At 72.9% G+C, this 18,235-nt stretch carries 14 protein-coding genes; 2 read left to right on the top strand and 12 right to left on the bottom strand.

Annotation, left to right across the window (positions count from 1 at the left end; all coding sequences use genetic code 11):
• Positions 1 to 58: 58 nt before the first annotated feature.
• A complete protein-coding gene (locus OG552_RS09010; protein WP_329131046.1) occupies positions 59 to 526 on the top strand; it encodes an RDD family protein in 468 nt (155 codons plus the stop codon).
• 188 nt (positions 527 to 714) lie between these two features.
• Here the strand turns inward: OG552_RS09010 and OG552_RS09005 are convergent, their stop codons facing one another.
• From OG552_RS09005 to lipB, 4 genes are all read right to left on the bottom strand, one after another.
• The gene (locus OG552_RS09005; RefSeq protein ID WP_329131043.1) at positions 715 to 1,392 is read right to left on the bottom strand and encodes a DUF4191 domain-containing protein; all 678 of its coding nucleotides are present in this window, start codon (positions 1,390 to 1,392) and stop codon (positions 715 to 717) included.
• Between the two features lie 82 nt (positions 1,393 to 1,474).
• Complete coding sequence (locus OG552_RS09000) at positions 1,475 to 1,702, bottom strand: hypothetical protein (protein ID WP_329131041.1); 228 nt, start codon at positions 1,700 to 1,702, stop codon at positions 1,475 to 1,477.
• A 116-nt stretch (positions 1,703 to 1,818) separates the two neighbouring features.
• The gene (lipA, locus tag OG552_RS08995) at positions 1,819 to 2,775 is read right to left on the bottom strand and encodes a lipoyl synthase (RefSeq protein WP_329131039.1); all 957 of its coding nucleotides are present in this window, start codon (positions 2,773 to 2,775) and stop codon (positions 1,819 to 1,821) included.
• 147 nt (positions 2,776 to 2,922) lie between these two features.
• Positions 2,923 to 3,702 carry a lipoyl(octanoyl) transferase LipB gene (gene lipB / locus OG552_RS08990; protein WP_329131037.1) on the bottom strand — a complete coding sequence of 260 codons (780 nt, stop codon included), beginning with the start codon at positions 3,700 to 3,702 and terminating at the stop codon, positions 2,923 to 2,925.
• A 396-nt stretch (positions 3,703 to 4,098) separates the two neighbouring features.
• On the opposite strand from lipB, the gene OG552_RS08985 reads away from it, so the two are divergent.
• Positions 4,099 to 5,580 (top strand): regulator, encoded by a 1,482-nt coding sequence (locus OG552_RS08985; protein WP_329131035.1) that lies wholly within the window; start codon positions 4,099 to 4,101, stop codon positions 5,578 to 5,580.
• Positions 5,581 to 5,953: 373 nt separating this feature from the next.
• On the opposite strand, the gene OG552_RS08980 is transcribed toward OG552_RS08985, so the two are convergent.
• The 8 genes from OG552_RS08980 to lpdA all read right to left on the bottom strand — a co-directional run bounded on the left by OG552_RS08980 (position 5,954) and on the right by lpdA (position 18,086).
• A complete protein-coding gene (locus OG552_RS08980) occupies positions 5,954 to 7,249 on the bottom strand; it encodes an NAD(P)/FAD-dependent oxidoreductase (RefSeq protein ID WP_329131033.1) in 1,296 nt (431 codons plus the stop codon).
• A 206-nt stretch (positions 7,250 to 7,455) separates the two neighbouring features.
• Positions 7,456 to 8,358 (bottom strand): TIGR01777 family oxidoreductase, encoded by a 903-nt coding sequence (locus OG552_RS08975; protein WP_329131031.1) that lies wholly within the window; start codon positions 8,356 to 8,358, stop codon positions 7,456 to 7,458.
• A gap of 558 nt (positions 8,359 to 8,916) precedes the next feature.
• Entirely contained in the window at positions 8,917 to 9,429 is a 513-nt protein-coding gene (locus OG552_RS08970) for a DUF4240 domain-containing protein (RefSeq protein WP_329140677.1), read from the bottom strand.
• Between the two features lie 118 nt (positions 9,430 to 9,547).
• Positions 9,548 to 10,543: a GNAT family N-acetyltransferase gene (locus OG552_RS08965; protein WP_329131029.1), complete on the bottom strand. Its 996-nt coding sequence runs from the start codon at positions 10,541 to 10,543 to the stop codon at positions 9,548 to 9,550.
• Positions 10,544 to 10,818: 275 nt separating this feature from the next.
• Positions 10,819 to 13,509 carry a pyruvate dehydrogenase (acetyl-transferring), homodimeric type gene (gene aceE / locus OG552_RS08960; protein WP_329131027.1) on the bottom strand — a complete coding sequence of 897 codons (2,691 nt, stop codon included), beginning with the start codon at positions 13,507 to 13,509 and terminating at the stop codon, positions 10,819 to 10,821.
• Between the two features lie 497 nt (positions 13,510 to 14,006).
• A complete protein-coding gene (locus tag OG552_RS08955) occupies positions 14,007 to 14,648 on the bottom strand; it encodes a GntR family transcriptional regulator (RefSeq protein WP_329131025.1) in 642 nt (213 codons plus the stop codon).
• A gap of 155 nt (positions 14,649 to 14,803) precedes the next feature.
• Entirely contained in the window at positions 14,804 to 16,645 is a 1,842-nt protein-coding gene (gene sucB, locus OG552_RS08950) for a 2-oxoglutarate dehydrogenase, E2 component, dihydrolipoamide succinyltransferase (protein WP_329131024.1), read from the bottom strand.
• A 52-nt stretch (positions 16,646 to 16,697) separates the two neighbouring features.
• On the bottom strand, positions 16,698 to 18,086 hold the full coding sequence (lpdA, locus tag OG552_RS08945) for a dihydrolipoyl dehydrogenase (protein ID WP_329131022.1): 1,389 nt from the start codon (positions 18,084 to 18,086) through the stop codon (positions 16,698 to 16,700).
• Positions 18,087 to 18,235: the final 149 nt, after the last annotated feature.

Genomic DNA, 18,235 nt, shown 5'->3' with positions numbered 1-18,235 from the left:
CGCCGAGGGGTACGCACCCGCGCGGTTCCGTGCGCCGTACGGGGGATACCGTGGACGCGTGGACAACAGGGAAGTCATCGGATCGTGGCTCTCGGGGCCCCGCGCGGCCGCCGAAGAGATGGGCGTCGAGTTCGGCTATCGCGGCGAACGGCTGGGGCTGCCCGAGGAGGGCCCCGGGTCGATCGCGCCGGTCGGCCGGCGGCTGGCGGCGGTCTTCGTCGACTGGATTCTGTGCGTGCTGATCGCATACGGCCTGATCGCACACGGTGACTACAACGCGTCCAATCCGTGGGCACTGGTTGTCTTCGCCGTGCTGAGCCTGGTGGGTCTGTCCCTCGTAGGGAGTACGCCCGGCAAGCTGCTGCTGCGCCTGCGGGTGACGCGGCTCGACGGCGGCCGGCTGTCGCCGCTCGCGGTGCTGATCCGTACGGTGCTGCTGCTGCTCGTCATCCCCGCCGTCGTCTGGGACCGCGACACCCGCGGCCTGCACGACAAGGCGGCCAAGTCGGTCGAGATCCGCCTGTGACGGCCACGTCCACGTAACGGCGGCGTTCTTCAGGCGAGGCGACGTTCACGCGACGGCCGCGGCCACGCGACGGCCGCAGCAGCACGCCGAGCGGGCCGGCACGGCCGGGAGCACAGCGACGCGCGGGGGGTCCGGGGGTGCGTCACCCCCGGACCCCCCGCGCGTCGCGTTTCCCGTGCGGGAAGGGCTCAGCGGCCCCTCGGCATCCGCATGCCCCGCGGCATCGGACCCTTCGGAATCGGCATGTTGCTCATCAGATCGCCCAGCGCCCGCATCCGGTCGTTGACCTCGGTGGTCTTCGCACCGCTCAGCGGCCGCGGCAGCCGCATCAGCGTGGCACGCAGCTTCTTCAGCGGCAGCTCGTCCTCGCCGGTGCCGACGATGAAGGTGTTCACGGGCACGTCGTAGACGACCCGGGCGACCCTCTTCTTCTCATTGGCCAGCAGGCTCTTCACCCGGTTCGGGTTGCCCTCGCCGACCAGCACGATGCCGGCCTTGCCGACCGCCCGGTGGACGACGTCCTGGCTCTTGTTCATCGCCACCGCGGGGGTGACGGTCCAGCCGCGTACGTTCTGCAGTACCGCAGCGGCGGCACCCGGCTTGCCCTCGAGCTGTCCGAACGCGGCCCGCTCGGCGCGGCGGCCGAAGACGACCGCCATGGCGAGAACAGCCAGCAGGAAGCCGAGGATGCCGGCGTAGATGGGGTGACCGATCAAGAAGCCGAGGGCGAGGATGACACCAAAGGTGACGATTCCCACAGCCGCAAGGACAAGGCCGATCGTGCTGTCGGCCTGCCTGGTCATCTTGTAGGTCTGGACGATCTGCTGCAGACGTCCAGGGTTCTCGGATGTTTCCTTCCTCGCCATGCGGAAAGGATACGTGGCCTGTCGGTACGCCGTCACCGCGGGCGGCGGGAAAGCGGCAGCGGACCGGCCGGCCGGCGCGGCTTCAGCGCGGGCCCCGCACCCCGTCCATCAGAGCGGCCATCTCGTGCTCCGCCTCCCGGCGGTCCCTGGCGCGCTGCCGGTCGGCGACGACCGCGGCCCAGGCGTTGCGCCGGGCGGTCTGCTGCCCACCGCTGAGCAGGAACGACTCGACAGCCCGCAGCGCCCCGGACATCGGGACGGGCGGCCGTACGACGGGCAGACGGACGACGTGCACGGACCTGGACGACATGGCCTGCGTCCCTCTCGAAAGGTCAGCCGATACGGCTGTGCGATGAACCCACCCTCGCCACTATGTGTTACCAGCCGGTGACCACTCGGTCAAACTCATATGAAAAGCCGCAAGCGTCAGACCGCCGCCTGCGCCGCCCGCCGGTCGATCGCCTGCTGGAAGAGCCGTCCGGCCCGGTACGACGAGCGGACCAGCGGCCCGGACATCACGCCGGCGAAGCCGATCTCCTCGGCCTCCTCCTTCAGCTCCACGAACTCCGCGGGCTTCACCCAGCGCTCCACCGGGTGGTGCCGCACCGACGGCCGCAGGTACTGGGTGATGGTGATCAGCTCGCACCCGGCGTCGTGCAGATCCTGCAGCGCCTGGCTGATCTCGGCGCGCTCCTCGCCCATCCCCAGGATCAGGTTGGACTTGGTGACCAGACCGGCCTCGCGGGCGCGGGTGATCACGTCGAGCGAGCGCTCGTACCGGAAGCCCGGGCGGATCCGCTTGAAGATCCGCGGCACCGTCTCGACGTTGTGCGCGAGTACCTCGGGGCGGGCGGAGAAGACCTCGGCGAGCTGGGCCGGCTCGGCGTTGAAGTCGGGGATCAGCAGCTCGACCTTGGTACCGCCGGCCGGCCGGTCCGCGGTCATCGCGTGGATCTGCCGGACCGTCTCGGCGTACAGCCAGGAGCCGCCGTCCTCCAGGTCGTCGCGGGCGACGCCGGTGATGGTGGCGTAGTTGAGGTCCATGGTGAGCACGGACTCGCCGACGCGGCGGGGTTCGTCACGGTCGAGCGCCTGCGGCTTGCCGGTGTCGATCTGGCAGAAGTCACAGCGCCTGGTGCACTGGTCGCCGCCGATGAGGAAGGTCGCCTCGCGGTCCTCCCAGCACTCGTAGATGTTGGGGCAGCCGGCTTCCTGGCACACGGTGTGCAGGCCCTCGGACTTCACGAGTTTCTGCATCTGCGTGTACTCGGGGCCCATCTTCGCCCGGGTTTTGATCCACTCGGGCTTGCGCTCGATGGGGGTCTGGCTGTTGCGGACCTCAAGGCGCAGCATCTTGCGTCCGTCGGGTGCGACTGCGGACACGACCGGCTCCCTACAGCTTCGATTCTTCGGCGAACACCAGCGTACGCCCGTGATTCATATGGTTCCGCAACGAACTAACCAGCGGCCTCGCAGGCGCATTCCCAGCTCTCCGGGGAGGGCCTTCCGGCGGTACGCCCACCGGGGAGGTCATACCGCGCGCGGCAGCGGGACCGCGGTGGCCAGTACGCCGGTCAGGTGCTTCTCGACCACCGGCAGCACCTCGCTGACGGGGACGTCCCGGCCCAGTTCGGCGGAGAGCGAGGTGACGCCCGCGTCGCGGATGCCGCACGGCACGATCCGGTCGAACCAGGTGTTGTCCGGGTCGCAGTTGAGCGAGAAGCCGTGCATCGTCACGCCCTTGGCGATGCGGATGCCGATGGCGGCGAGCTTGCGGTCCTCGCGGCGCTGGCCGGCGTTGGAGGGGGCATACTCCGGGCCGTTCAGCCGCGGATCGAACTCCTCGTCGGCGAGCCGCGGGTCGAAGTCGAGGGTCAGACCGCCGGCCTGCCGCTCGGCCACCGGGTCGCCCAGCACCCACACACCGCTGCGGCCCTCCACCCGGGTGGTCTCCAGGCCGAAGTCGGCGGCGGTACGGATCAGCGCCTCCTCCAGCCGCCGTACGTGGGCGATGACGTCGACCGGACGGGGAAGCTTCACGATCGGGTAGCCGACCAGCTGGCCGGGGCCGTGCCAGGTGATCTTGCCGCCGCGGTCCACGTCGACCACCGGGGTGCCGTCCAGCGGGCGCTCGTTGTCGGCGGTGCGGCGGCCCGCGGTGTAGACCGGCGGGTGTTCGAGCAGCAGGCAGGTGTCCGGGATCTCGTCCGCGAAGCGCGCCGCGTGGACGCGCCGCTGCTCCTGCCACGCCTCCCGGTACTCAACGGCGTCCGCGCCGAACCCCAGGTGAACGAAGTGCAGCTCACTCACGACGACTCCTCTGCTGTGCCTTCGGCTGCGCCGGCTGTGGGTCTCACAAGGCGCTCACATCACTGTACGGCGGGGGCTGCGGCGGTCGGCGGGCCGGTCGGTACGGGGTCGGGGGCGCGGCTGGAAGGCGGCCGGCCGGCGCGGTCCGGACGCGGTCGGCCCGGGGTCGGCACGGGGTCGGCCGACGGTGCGGAAGGCGGTGCGGAAGGCGGTGCGGAAGGCGGTGCGGAAGGGGGGCGCGGGGCCGGCGGGACGCACTACGGCAGGCGAACGGGCGGCCCCGCCCGGGTGTAGCCCGTTCGGGCGAATATGTCGTTCTTACGGTGAGCTTTCCGGCACTGACCGTTACATTCACGCCGATCCTGAGACTCCCAGCGGAAGTGGACCGCACTGCCGATGACGGACCGTGCCACGCAGCGAAGCCAGAACCGCCCGAACCCCCCGAACAGTTCGACGCGGCCGAACAGCCGGCTCGCCGCGCTGATCGCCGAAGCCGGTTTCTCCCACGCCGGGCTCGCCCGCCGGGTGGACCAGCTCGGCATCGAGCACGGCCTCGACCTGCGCTACGACAAGACCTCCGTCACCCGGTGGCTGCGGGGCCAGCAGCCGCGCGGGACCACGCCCGCGCTGATCGCGGAGGTTTTCACCCAGCGGCTGGGCCGGCGGCTGTCCGCCCAGGACCTCGGTCTTGACGCGGGCGCGCCGGTGTACGCCGGGCTGGAGTACGCGGCCACCCCCGTCGAGGCGGTGGACATCGTCAGCGGGCTGTGGCGCAAGGACACCGGGAACCAGACGGAGCTGCGGAAGATCGCGTTCACCCCGGCGGGGCTCGTCGTGCCGAGCCGGGACTGGCTGATCGGGCGGGCGGACGACAGTGTGGCGTCGGCGGGGACGGTCCCGGAGGTACGGGTGCCGCCGCAGCGCGGGCGGCCCACCGGTCTCGAACGGCTCCGCGCGGCGGACGGGCCACGGCCGCGGATCGGGGCGGGGGACATCGCGGCGGTCCGCGCGGTCTGCGACCTCTTCCGCGGGCTGGACCAGGCGTACGGCGGAGGGCACGCCCGGCAGGCGCTCGTGCGCTATCTGGAGCACGAGGCGGAGCCGATGCTGCGGGGCAGCTACGGCGAGGCGCAGGGGCGGCGGCTCTTCGCGTCCGTGGCGGACCTCACCAGGCTCGCCGGGTGGACGTCGTACGACATCGGGGCGCACGGGCTGGCGCAGCGGTACTTCGTCCAGGCGCTGCGGCTGGCCCAGGCGGCGGGGGACCGGGTGTACGGCGGGTACGTGCTGATCACCATGAGCCGGCAGGCGGTGTACCTCGGGCACGGGCGGGAGGCGATCCAGCTGGCCCGTGTCGCGCAGCAGGGCGTCGGTACGGGGGCGCCGGCCGTCGTGCAGGCGCTGCTGCACGCGGCGGAGGCGCGCGGGCACGGGCTGGTGGGGGAGGCCAGGGCGTGCACGGCGGCGCTCGCCAGGGCCGAGCGGGCGCTGGCCGCGGCGCGGGGCGGGGACGAGGTGCCGGGGTGGGCGCGCTTCTTCGACGAGGCGCAGCTCGCGGACGAGTTCGGGCACTGCCACCGGGACCTCCAGCAGTGGCGGGTGGCGGCGCAGCACGCGGAGCGGTCCTTGCAGTTACGGTCGCCCGCGTACGCCCGCAGCCGGCTGTTCGCCCGTACGGTGCTGGCGTGCGCCCGCCTGGGCCTGGGCGAGGTGGACGTCGCCTGCTCGCACGGGCTCGACGCGGCGAAGCAGGCGGCGGACATGAGGTCGCTCCGGGCGGCGGAGTACGTGCGGGACTTCGGGCGGCGGCTGGAACCGTACCGGGACACGGCGGCGGCGCGTGCCTTCCACGACCGAGCGGCGCTGCTCCCGCACTGACCGTAAATCGGGCACCCTGCCCGCCCCACTGCCCTCAGTCGCCGGGCGGGCTCATGGGCGGCTGGTCGTCGGTGGTGCGGTCCTGGGTGCGGCCGGCAGGTTCCGCTGCCCTCAGTCGCCGGGCGGGCTCAAGGGTGCTGGACGTCGGCGGTGCGGTCCTGGGTGCGGCCGGCAGGCTCCGCTGCCCTCAATCGCCGGGCGGGCTCATCTTGGTGAGGGCTTGATGGACGCGGGCGGTGTCGGAGGGGGTGGTGCGCCAGTTGGGCGCGCTGCCGCTGCCGCTGCCGCTGCCGCTGCCGCTGCCGCTGCCGCTGCCGCTTCCGCTGCCGCAGCTGTCGCGGTCCGGTCGCCCGCTGGTGGGCCGTGACGGCCGTCAGGCGGCCTCCTCGCCGGGTGCCGCGGCTGCGGGCGCCGCCAGGTCCCTGAGGACGCTGCAGGCGGCTCTGCGGCCCGACAGCAGGGCACCCTGGACGGTGGAGGTGTCACGGTGGTCGCCGCAGACGTAGAGACCCGCCAGCAGCCGCACCGGGCGGCGCAGGTCGTGCGGCGCGGGCATGGCGGGGACCGCGTCGGGGTCGGAGTACCGCGCGAGCAGCTCCCACCGGTCGGTCGGGGTGTCGTAGAGCTCCGCGAGATGGGCCCTGATCGCCTTGTCACCGCCGTCCGGGGGCGGCCCGAGGACGACGGAGGTGATCAGGGTGCGGCCGGCTGGGGCCCGGGCCGGGTCGACGGCGCCGGCCGGCAGGGAGTGTGAGACCGGACCGGAACGGTCGGCGTCCAGCACGAGGACGGGATCGCGCAGCGGGTTCACCGGCGCCGCGTGGTGGACGACGGTGACCTGGTGGAAGGCCGGCACCCGTAGCCCCGGCAGCAGCACCCCGGCGGCGCGGGCGTCGGTGGCCACCACCACCGCCCGGCAGGGGAGTTCGGCGCCGTCGGCGGTGAACACCGCGTTGGCCGCCACCTGTTCCGCCCGCGCGCCGAACCGGAGGGTCCCCGGCGGCAGTCCGGCGGCCAGCCGGTCCGGCAGCCGCGCGGCCCCGCCGGCCGGCAGGCAGGCCCGGCCGCGGGCGAAGCCGCGCAGCACGAGGTCCGCGACCCGGCTTGAGGTGGTCAGCTCCGGGTCGCAGAGCAGCGCGGACAGCAGTGGCCGCAGGAAACCCTCGACGGTGCGCGGGGCGAAGCCGCGGGCGGTGAGCGCTTGCGCCGCGGTCGTCTCGGGGCGGGCCGCGATACGGGAAGTGGGCGTGGTGGCAAGGCGGTTGAGGGTGGCGCCGAGCCGCGCCCTGTCGAGCGCGGAGCCGATCGGGGCGCGCGCCGAGCCGAACACCGCCCGGCGCCCGCGCGGGTCGCCGACCCGGTAGCCGCGCCCGCCCGCCCGGACCAGCGCGCCGGGCGCCACGGGGGCCAGCGGCATGGACCGGAAGGCCGGCAGCCGCAGCAGTTCGGGGTACGAGGTGTTGAGGAGCTGGGGTCCGCGGTCCAGCCGGAAGCCGTCCACCGTCTCGGTGACCATCCGGCCGCCGGCGCGCTCCGCGGCCTCCAGGACGGTGACGGTCAGACCCGCGTGGGCCAGATGGTGGGCGGCGGAGAGACCGGCGAGTCCCGCGCCGATCACGATCACGTCCGCGGTGCCGGCCACAGGCTGCCGGCGCGCTGGCAAGAGCACGATGCCCCTCCCGGAGATCGGGTCCGTTCCCCGCTGCGCCGGGCGGAAACGGGCGCACGTCCGAGGAACGGGCCGCGCACCACGCCGAACGCTGGAGGGGTCATGCCCTCATCAAAACCAAACGATGCGGGGGGAAGGGGTCAGATCCGGTCGTTCCGGGGCACCCGAGCGGGCTCCGGCCGGCCGCCGCCGGCCGTGGATCCGGTTCAGTCCTCGAGCGCCGCCCCGATGGCCTGGTCGATCTCCGGGAAGGCGAAGGTGAAGCCGGAATCCAGCAGCCGCCGGGGCCGTACCCGCTGGCTGCCCAGCACGTCACCGGCGAACTCACCCAGCGCGAGCCGTAGCGCGGTCGCGGGGACGGTGGCGAGCGTCGGGCGGTGCAGGGCGCGGCCCATCGCGGCGGTGATCTCGCGGTTGGTGAGCGGGTCGGGCGCGGTCAGGTTGACCGGGCCGGAGAGTTCGCCGGTGGCGATGATGTGCCGCAGGGCGGCGATCTCGTCCCGCAGGGCGATGAAGCTCCAGAACTGCCGGCCGCTGCCGAGCCGCCCGCCGAGGCCGGCCTTGAAGATCGGGAAGAGCCGGCCCCAGGCACCGCCCCGCTGCGAGACCACCAGGCCGGTACGGGCGTGGGCGGTACGGATGCCGGCCTCCCGGGCGGGTTCTGCGGCGGCCTCCCACTGCTGGACCAGGTCGGCGAGGAAGCCGTCGCCCGCGGGGCTGTCCTCGTCGGCCCAGGAGTCACCGGTGTCGCCGTAGTAGCCGATGGCGCTGCCGCACACCAGCACGCGGGGCGGGGTGGCCAGGGCGGCGGCGGCCCGGGCGATCGCGTCGGTGCCGCGGACCCGGCTGGCCAGCAGCTCCTTCTTCCGGGCGGCGGTCCACCGCTTGTCGCCGACGCCGGCGCCGGCCAGGTGGACGATGGCTTCGCAGCCGGCGAGGCGGTCGGTGTCGACGGTGCCGCGGTGCGGGTCCCATCGCACCTGGTCCGGTCCGTCCAGTGCGTGGCGCACCAGCCGCAGGACGTCGTCGCCCTCTTCGGTGAGTGCGGTGACGAGGGCGGAGCCGATCAGGCCGGAGGCGCCGGTGACTGCGATACGCATGCGGTTCATTCTGCCCCGGGGTAGTGGGCACCGCCCCCGTTCGCCCCGCGCCGCCCCGCGGAGTGCCTGTGCCCCGTCACGTGCGCGTGCCTCCCCACGGAGTGCCTGTGCCCCGAAGGGGCGCTGGGGGTACCCCCGGACGGAGTCTGGGGGAGGAACTGCGCGGGCAAACCGGCCGCCGGCCGGTTTGCCGGGTGCGGCAGTGACTGCCCCTTTGGGCCGGTGACGGGGTGCGGCGCCGTCGTGGCCGTTCGCGCAGTTCCCCGCGCCCCTGGGGGAGCCGCCTGCCGCGTAGGCACCCTGTGCCCCGTCACGGGTGCGCGGGGTGCCTGTGCCCCGGACGGAGTCTGGGGGAGGAACTGCGCGGGCAACCGGCCGCCGGCCGGTGGGCCGGGTGCGGCAGTGACTGCCCCTTTGGGCCGGTGACGGGGTGCGGCGCCGTCGTGGCCGTTCGCGCAGTTCCCCGCGCCCCTGGTGGGCACCGTCTCGCGCGGTCGCGCCCACGCGGCGGCAGCCGCACATGAGGTGCAGCCCCGCCGCCGGGCGGGAGGTGAAGCGGGGGTGGGGTTAGGCGAAGCGTTGCCAGAGGTGGGGGTAGCGGTCCGCCATGACGTGCTCGTCGTCCATGTTGATCCGCTCGCCCTCGGGCGACCCCGGCTCCGGCAGCCCAAGATCCGGCAGCCGCACCCCGGTGAGCTGCTCGTATGCCTCGTCCGCCGCGTAACCGACATCCTCCGCGTCGCCGTCCGTGTCCGGATCGAAGTCGGCGACGAGGTCCGCGAGGTCGTCCGGCGCGGCCAGGGCGCCCTCGAAGACGTGGCGGCCCTGGGCGATCAGCCAGCAGCGGAAGTAGTCGAAGGACTCCTCGTCCGCACCGCCCAGCATGATGTCCGCGGCGCCCCACAGGTCCCAGCGGAAGGCCCGCGCGAAGCGGGTCTCGAAGTGCCGCGCGAAGTCCAGTACGGAGTCCGGGTCGAGCTGGGCCAGCCGCTCCACCAGCAGGTCGGCGTGCTCCTCCGGATCGCCGTCCGCGGCTTCGCGGGTACTGTCGACGATCTCCCAGAACTCCGTCTCGTCCATCACGCGTCCAGCTTCCCGGTTGCCGCGCCGGCACGCACGCGGAGCGCCCCGGGTACACCCGTGTCGTTACGATCCCCCGGTGCGCGACCGGCGGCCCGGAGCGTACGTCCGGAGCGCGTCAGCGTACCCGCAGCTTCAGCTGGTAGATCACCGTACGCCGCCGGGGCCGGTACCCCAGCGCGGTGTTCACCGCCAGCATGTGCCGGTTGTCCTCGGCGTTGTTCGTGCTGATCTCGGTCAGTTCCGGCCCGGCCGCCCGCAGCCGGCGCAGCATCTCCGCCTTGAGCCACAGGCCGAGACCCTGGCCGCGGTGGTCAGGCAGCACCGCGGTGTCGTTCTGCTCCGCGCGGGTCGAGCCGTCACCGGGGAGGACCACCCGGGTCCAGCCGGCGACCGAGCCGTCCGCCTCGCTGACCGCCGCGACGGTCAGCAGCCGGTCGCCGCGCCGGGCGCTCAGCTCGGCGACGTCGGCGAGCCCCTCCAGATCCCACCGCACCTTGCTGACGCCGGTCCGGCCGACCGGCAGCCCGGCCATGGCCTGCCGGGCGGCCTCGAAGGCGCCGGCGAGCGGATCGGGCGGCACACCCTCCCACGCCGTCAACCGGTAGCCGGGACGGGGGACTTCTGGCAGCTTGCGGATGCGCTCGGGGATCTCGTCCAGCGCCAGCCGCAGCCAGGTCAGCCGCAGCGCGGGGGTGAAGTCACGGGTGGCGAGGAACCCTTCGGCCGACGTGCCCGCCACCACCTCCGAGGCCAGTGTCCGGCAGCCCGCCTCGATGGCCGCCTCGGTGACGGTGGCCAGCAGCCGCGACCCGGTGCCCATCCGGCGGTGCGCCGGGTGCACGGTCAGATAGACCCGGGCGTGCGGGCTCCGGTCGGGCTGGGTGAACAGCCGCAGCGCCGCGGTGGCCACCGGCTCGTCGCCGGAGCCGCGGACCAGCCACAGCACCAGCCGGCTCCGGTCCCCGGTAGGCGTCAACCCCGCCTGGACAGCCGCCGGCGAGGGCAGTGGCTCGTCCGGCCGGTCGTGCGCGAGCGCGGCCGTGTGCACCCGGTGCCAGGCACGGAAGTCATCGGCGGTGGGAGCCGTCAGCGGGCTTGGGTTGGAAGCCATCCGGGGGACCGTAACCGTTGCGCCCAATCAGCCGCAATCCCTTTCGGGCGGGCATGTTCCCCGTAACCGGCCGGATCGGCCCCTTTTCTCCGGCGCACCACGGGCCACAGAAGGGCTCGATAGCGGGCCCCTGCACGTTTCTGTGGCGGTCGGCACCGGCACCCAGTGCCCGCCGGCTGCCCGGCACCGGAAGAGCGCAGGGCGGTGCGCGGCGGACCGGCCGGTCCGCCGCGCACCGCCCCACGGACGCTCGCCGCGTCCGCGCGGGCCCGGCCCTAGAGGCCGTACCGCTCGGCGGCCTCCTTGACCGTCTCCGGCTTGATGTCCCCGCGCCGGGCCAGCGCCGCGAGCGTCTGCACCACCAGCGACTGCGGGTCGACCCCGAAGTGGCGGCGGGCCGCCTCCCGGGTGTCCGACAGGCCGAAGCCGTCGGTGCCCACCGAGGTCCAGTCCTGCTCGACCCACGGTGCGATCTGGTCGGGCACCGCCCGCATCCAGTCGCTGAACGCGACCACAGGACCGGGCGCGCCGGCCAGCGCGCGGGTCACGTACGGCACCCGCTCCTCGCCGTGCAGCCGGGCCGCGTCGCACTCCAGCGCGTCACGGCGCAGCTCGGTCCAGGACGGCGCGGACCACACGTCGGCGGCCACTCCCCACTCCTCGGCGAGCAGCTTCTGGGTCTCCAGCGCCCAGTGGATGGCGGTGCCGGAGGCCAGCAGCTGCGCCCGGGGCGCGTCCTGCTTGACCTGGGCCGCGTCCTCGGCCCGCTGATAGCGGTACAGGCCCTTGAGGATGCCCTCCTCGACACCCGCCGGCATGGCCGGCTGGACCTTCGGCTCGTTGTAGACCGTCAGGTAGTAGAAGACGTCCTCGGCCTGCGGGCCGTACATCCGCCGCAGGCCCTCCCGGACGATCACCGCGACCTCGTAGGCGAACGCCGGGTCGTAGGAGACCGCCGCCGGGTTGGTGGAGGCGATCAGGTGCGAGTGGCCGTCCGCGTGCTGGAGGCCCTCGCCGGTCATCGTGGTGCGGCCGGCCGTGGCGCCGACCACGAAGCCCCGGCCCAGCTGGTCGGCGAGCGCCCAGAACTGGTCGGCGGTCCGCTGGAACCCGAACATCGAGTAGAAGATGTAGAACGGGATCATCGGTTCGCCGTGGGTGGCGTACGCGGTGGCCGCCGCGGTGAAGTCGGCGAGCGAACCGGCCTCGGTGATCCCCTCGTTGAGGATCTGGCCGTCCTTCGACTCCTTGTAGTACAGCAGCTGGTCGCGGTCGACCGGGTCGTACGTCTGCCCCTTGGGCGAGTACAGCCCCGCCGACGGGAAGAGCGACTCCATGCCGAAGGTACGGGCCTCGTCGGGCACCACCGGCACCCAGCGGCGGCCGGTCTCCTTCTCCCGCATCAGGTCCTTGACCAGCCGGACGAACGCCATGGTGGTGGCGATCTCCTGGCTGCCGGACCCCTGCTCCAGCGCCTTGAACGGCTTGTCCGCGGGCATCGGCAGCGGTTTGGCGACCACCTTGCGGGCGGGGGCCGGGCCGCCGAGCGCGGCACGCCGCTCCCGCAGGTAGCGCATCTCGGGGGAGTTCTCACCGGGGTGCCAGTACGGGACCAGGTCCGCCGCGAGCGCGCTGTCCGGGATGGGCAGCTCCAGCAGGTCGCGCATGGTGCGGAACTGCGCGCCGGTGAGCTTCTTCATCTGGTGGTTGGCGTTGCGGGACTCGAAGCCGGCGCCGAGCGTGTAGCCCTTCACCGTCTGCGCGAGGATCACCGTCGGGGAGCCCTTGTGCTCCACGGCGGCGCGGTAGGCCGCGTACACCTTGCGCGGCTCGTGCCCGGCCCGGGAGGTCTGGAAGAGCTCCAGCACCTTGGCGTCGCTGAGCCCGGCGCCGATCGTGCGGAGCGCCTGGTCCGCGCCGAAGAAGTGCTCGCGCACATAGGCGGCGTCGCGGGTGGCGTACGTCTGGAACTGCGCGTCGGGGACCTCGCCGAGCCGCTTGAGCAGCGAGCCGTCGAAGTCCTGCGCCAGCACCTCGTCCCAGGCGGCGCCCCACAGCGCCTTGACCACGTTCCAGCCGGCGGCGCGGAACTGCGCCTCCAGCTCCTGCACGATCTTGAAGTTGGGGCGGACCGGGCCGTCGAGCCGCTGCAGGTTGCAGTTGATGACGAAGGTCAGGTTGTCCAGGCCCTCGCGGCCGGCCAGCGCCAGGGCGGCGGTCGACTCCGGCTCGTCCATCTCGCCGTCACCGAGGAACGCCCACACGTGGGAGTCCGAGGTGTCCTTGATGCCGCGGTGCTCCAGGTAGCGGTTGAAGCGGGCCTGGTAGATCGCGGAGAGCGGGCCGAGGCCCATGGAGACGGTCGGGAACTCCCACAGCCACGGCAGCCGCCGGGGGTGCGGGTACGAGGGCAGGCCGTCGCCGCCGGCCTCCTGGCGGAAGCGGTCCAGCTGCGCCTCGGAGAGGCGTCCGTCGAGGAAGGCGCGGGCGTATATGCCGGGGGAGGCGTGGCCCTGCAGATAGAGCTGGTCGCCGGAGCCGCCTTCCTTGCCGCGGAAGAAGTGCTGGAAGCCGGTCTCGTAGAGCCAGGCCGCCGAGGCGAAGGTGGCGATGTGGCCGCCCAGGCCGAGCTTGCTGCCGCGGGTCACCATGGCGGCGGCGTTCCACCGGTTCCAGGCGGTGATCCGGGCTTCCAGTGCCTCGTCACCCGGGTAGGCGGGTTCTGCGGCGGTGGGGATGGTGTTGATGTACGGCGTTTCCAGCAGGGTGGGCAGTGCTGGGACGCCGGTGCCCGTGTCCGCCGCGCTCTCCAGGGTGCGGCTCATCAGGTACGCGGCCCGGTGCGGGCCGGCGGCCTTGGTGACGGCCGCGAGGGAGGCACGCCACTCGGCGGTCTCCTCCGGATCGCGGTCCGGGATCTGGTCCAGCTGACTCGGCCGGGTTCGGCGTACGTCGTCGTCGGGCATGGGGTGCCGCCTTCCGAACGGAGGGAGGGGTGGAGAGTGCGAGTTCTTGGGTCGGCATGACAGGGCTCGCCCCTCCGTGCTTCGACTGTACGACGCCGATCGATGATCGATCAATGGGGAGTGGGGTGCGAATCGTAAGTCGGCACGGGGTGCCATTCTTTAGGGCACCGGGTGTCAAAACGGTGCGGCCTTCGAAACGACGGCCCGCCCCTGCGGGGTGCCCTGCCTGATGCGGTGCCGTCCCCTGCGGGTGCCCTACCGGGCGGGTGCCCTTGCGGGCGGCGGTTGCTTTTCAGGGGCGCGAGGAACTGCGCGAGCAACCGGCCACCGGCCGGTGGTCCGGAAACGACAGCGACTGCCCCTTTGGGCCGGTGACGGAGTGCGGCGCCGTCGTGGCCGGTCGCGCAGTTCCCCGCGCCCCTGGGGGGTGCCGCCGCCCGCAAGGGCACCGCTTAGGTCCGCACCGCGGTAGGGCGCCGGTCGGCGCGAGGGCGCCGTCAGACTTGGGGGGCGCAGCTGAGGACGTGGGACTTGATGAGGGAAGAAATGTCCGGGTCGTGACGGAGAAACGCGTCGACGATCTCCTGGTGCTCCGCCGCGTACGCCCGCCGTGCCGGGCTGAGCCAGCGAATGGAGAGCGTCGTCCACACCTCGATCCCCAGCGACTCCCACGCGTGGAGCAGCACCGCGTTCCCCGCCGCCCGCACCAGCTCATGGTGGAACGCGACCGTGTGCCGTACCTGCGCCTCGTCGTCACGCCCCGCGTCCGCCGCCCGGAGCGCGGCGACCTCCCGTTCCAGGGCGGTCGGGTCCGCGGCCAGCGCGCCGGCCGCCAGCTCGGCCGCCACCATCTCCAGACCGGCCCGCACCGGATAGCTCTCCTTGAGGTCGGCAGCCGTGAGGTTGCGGACCCGCACCCCCTTGTTCGGCGCCGACTCGATCAGCCGCAGCGTCTCCAGCTCGCGCAGCGCCTCGCGTACCGGCGTCTGGCTGACCTGGAGTTCCACCGCGACCTTGCGCTCCACGATCCGCTCGCCGGGCTGCCAGCGTCCGCTGACGATCCCTTCGAGGATGTGTTCGCGGATCTGCTCGCGCAGGCTGTGCACGACCAGGTGCCGGGTCTCGGCGGCAGCGACCATCGAGTGCGCTCCTTCCGGTGGGCGTGGCATAGACGATACGACCAGGAGGCAACCGTGCCTCCACCCGTACCGCGGGTGTCGAGCGGCGGACCCGCCACGAGGACGACGGCGCCCCCGTCCCGGGGCCGGGACGGGGGCGCCGAGGGGCAGACGCCTTACAGGCCCAGTTCGACCTCGAACTCGCCCGCTTCCAGGATCTCCTTGACCGCGGTCAGGTAACGGGCCGCGTCGGCACCGTCCACCAGCCGGTGGTCGTAGGAGAGCGCCAGGTACGTCATGTCCCGGACGCCGATGACCGTGCCCTCGGGGGTCTCGATGACCACCGGGCGCTTGACGGTCGCGCCGATGCCCAGGATCGCGGCCTGGTTCGGCGGCACGATGACCGTGTCGAAGAGCGCGCCGCGCGAACCGGTGTTGCTGATCGTGAAGGTGGCACCCGCCAGATCGTCCGGGGTGATCTTGCTGGCCCGGACGTTGGCCGCCAGTTCGGCGGTCTTCTTGGCGATACCGGCGATGTTCAGGTCGCCGGCGCCCTTGATGACCGGGGTCATCAGGCCCTTCTCGGAGTCCACCGCGATACCGATGTTCTCGGTGTCGAAGTAGGTGATCGTGCCCTCGTCCTCGTTGATCCGGGCGTTGATCACCGGGTGCGCCTTGAGCGCCTGGGCGGCGGCCTTGACGAAGAACGGCATCGGGGACAGCTTCACGCCCTCACGGGCGGCGAAGGCCTCCTTGGCCTGGTTCCGCAGCCGGATGATCCGCGTGACGTCGACCTCGACCACGCTGGTCAGCTGCGCCTGCGAGTGCAGGGCCTTCATCATGTTGTCGCCGATGACCTTGCGCATCCGGGTCATCTTGACGGTCTGGCCACGCAGCGGCGAGGGCACCAGTGCGGTCTTCTGCTTGGCCGGTGCGGCAGCCGCGGGTGCGGCGGCGGCCTTCGCGGCCTCGGCCGCGGCGAGCACGTCCTGCTTGCGGATGCGCCCGCCGACGCCGCTGCCGCGCAGCGAGCCGAGGTTCACCCCGTTCTCGGCGGCGAGCTTGCGGACCAGCGGGGTGACGTAGGCGCCGTCGTCACCGGCACCGGCGGGAGCCGGCGCGGGGGCGGCCGGAGCCTGCTGGGCCGGCGCGGGCGCCGGAGCGGCCGGGGCCACGGGGGCCTGCGGCTGCGGGGCCGGGGCCGGGGCGGCCGGAGCCTGCGGGGCAGGAGCCTGCGGGGCAGGAGCCGGGGCGGGGGCGGGAGCGGCTGCGGCCGGCGCGGGGGCCGGAGCAGCGGGCGCCGGAGCCGGGGCGGGCGCGGGCGCCGGGGCAGGAGCCGCCGGAGCGGGAGCAGGTGCGGCGGGCGCCGGAGCGGGCGCCGGGGCGGCACCGGCCGCGCCGACCACCGCGAGGCGCGCACCGACCTCGGCCGTCTCGTCCTCCTGGACCAGGATCTGCAGCAGGGTGCCCGACACGGGCGAGGGGATCTCGGTGTCGACCTTGTCGGTCGAGACCTCGAGCAGCGGCTCGTCGGCCTCGACGCTCTCGCCGACCTGCTTCAGCCAGCGGGTGACGGTGCCCTCGGTGACGCTCTCACCGAGGGCCGGCAGCGTGACATCGGTGCCGGCCGGGCTGCCGCCGCCGTTGGCCGCTTCGGCCGTCGGTGCGGGCGCCGGGGTCTGGACCTCGGTGGACGGGGTGGCCTGCGGCGCCACCGGGGCGGGCTCCGGCTCCGGCTGCGGCTCGGCGGCCGGGGCGGGAGCGGGCGCGGGGGCACCGGTGCCGTCGTCGATGACGGCCAGCTCGGCGCCGACCTCGACCGTCTCGTCCTCGGCGACCTTGATGGACGCGAGCACACCCGACGCGGGGGAGGGGATCTCGGTGTCGACCTTGTCGGTCGAGACCTCGAGCAGCGGCTCGTCGGCCTCGACGCGCTCACCCTCGGCCTTCAGCCAGCGGGTGACGGTGCCCTCGGTCACGCTCTCACCGAGCGCCGGCAGGGTTACGGAAACCGCCATGGTTGCGGTTGCTCCTCACGGATCTGTACGGATGGGGTGGCGTGGATGAGGGTCAGTCGTGCGAGTGCAGCGGCTTGCCCGCGAGGGCCAGGTGGGCCTCGCCGAGCGCTTCGCTCTGCGTCGGGTGGGCGTGGATCAGCTGGGCGACCTCGGCGGGCAGCGCCTCCCAGTTGTAGATCAGCTGGGCTTCACCGACCTGCTCACCCATCCGGTCACCGACCATGTGGATGCCGACCACGGCACCGTCGCGGACCTGGACGAGCTTGACCTCGCCCGAGGTCTTGAGGATCTTGCTCTTGCCGTTGCCCGCCAGGTTGTACTTGAGGGTGACGACCTTGTCGGCACCGTACAGTTCCTTGGCCTTGGCCTCGGTGATGCCCATGGAGGCGACCTCGGGGTGGCAGTACGTCACCCGCGGCACCCCGTCGTAGTCGATCGGCACGGTTTTCAGCCCCGCGACGCGCTCCGCGACGAGGATGCCCTCGGCGAAGCCGACGTGCGCGAGCTGGAGGGTGGGGACGAGGTCGCCGACGGCCGAGATGGTCGGCACGTTGGTGCGCATGTACTCGTCCACCAGGACGTAACCGCGGTCCGTCGCGACGCCCTGCTCCTCGTACCCCAGGTTCTGCGAGACCGGGCCGCGGCCGATCGCGACCAGCAGCACCTCCGCTTCGAAGGTCTTGCCGTCCGCCAGCGTCACCCGCACGCCGTCCGCGGTGTACTCCGCGCTCTGGAAGAAAGTGCCGAGGTTGAACTTGATGCCGCGCTTGCGGAACGCGCGCTCCAGCAGCTTCGAGCTGTTCTCGTCCTCGACCGGCACCAGGTGGGGCAGGCCCTCGACGATGGTCACGTCGGTGCCGAAGGACTTCCACGCCGAGGCGAACTCGACGCCGATGACGCCGCCGCCCAGGATGATCGCCGACTTCGGCACCCGGTCCAGGACCAGGGCGTGGTCGGAGGAGATGATGCGGTTGCCGTCGATGGTCAGACCCGGCAGCGAGCGCGGTACGGACCCGGTGGCCAGCACCACGTGCCGGCCCTCGATCCGCTGGCCGTTCACGTCGACCGAGGTGGGCGAGGAGAGCCGCCCCTCACCCTCGATGTACGTCACCTTGCGCGAGGCCACCAGGCCCTGCAGGCCCTTGTAGAGGCCCGAGACCACGTCGTCCTTGTACTTGTGGACGGCCGCGATGTCGATGCCCTCGAAGGTGGCCTTCACGCCGAACTGCTCGCTCTCGCGAGCCTGGTCGGCAATCTCACCGGCGTGCAGAAGCGCCTTGGTGGGAATGCATCCCTGGTGCAGACAGGTGCCCCCGAGCTTGTTCTTCTCGATCAGGGCGACGTCCAGTCCCAGCTGCGCGGCACGCAGGGCGGCCGCGTAACCTCCGCTGCCACCGCCAAGGATCACTAGGTCGAAAACAGTGCTGGCGTCGTTCGCCACGTCACGTCCTCCATGCATGGGTACGCCGGAGCCGGTCCACCATGACCGGGCGGCGGCTTTGGTTCGGCCGCTTTGTCTCAAAGGGGGCCCTGTCGTGCCGAGACAACATCTTCGCACTTCTCGGGGGCCGACGGGCCACCGGCCCCAGC

The organism is Streptomyces sp. NBC_01476 (assembly GCF_036227265.1).
In the GTDB taxonomy this organism is placed as follows: domain Bacteria; phylum Actinomycetota; class Actinomycetes; order Streptomycetales; family Streptomycetaceae; genus Actinacidiphila.
The sequence above is the reverse complement of the archived record's forward strand: the minus strand, read 5'-3'. Positions and strand labels throughout refer to the sequence as shown.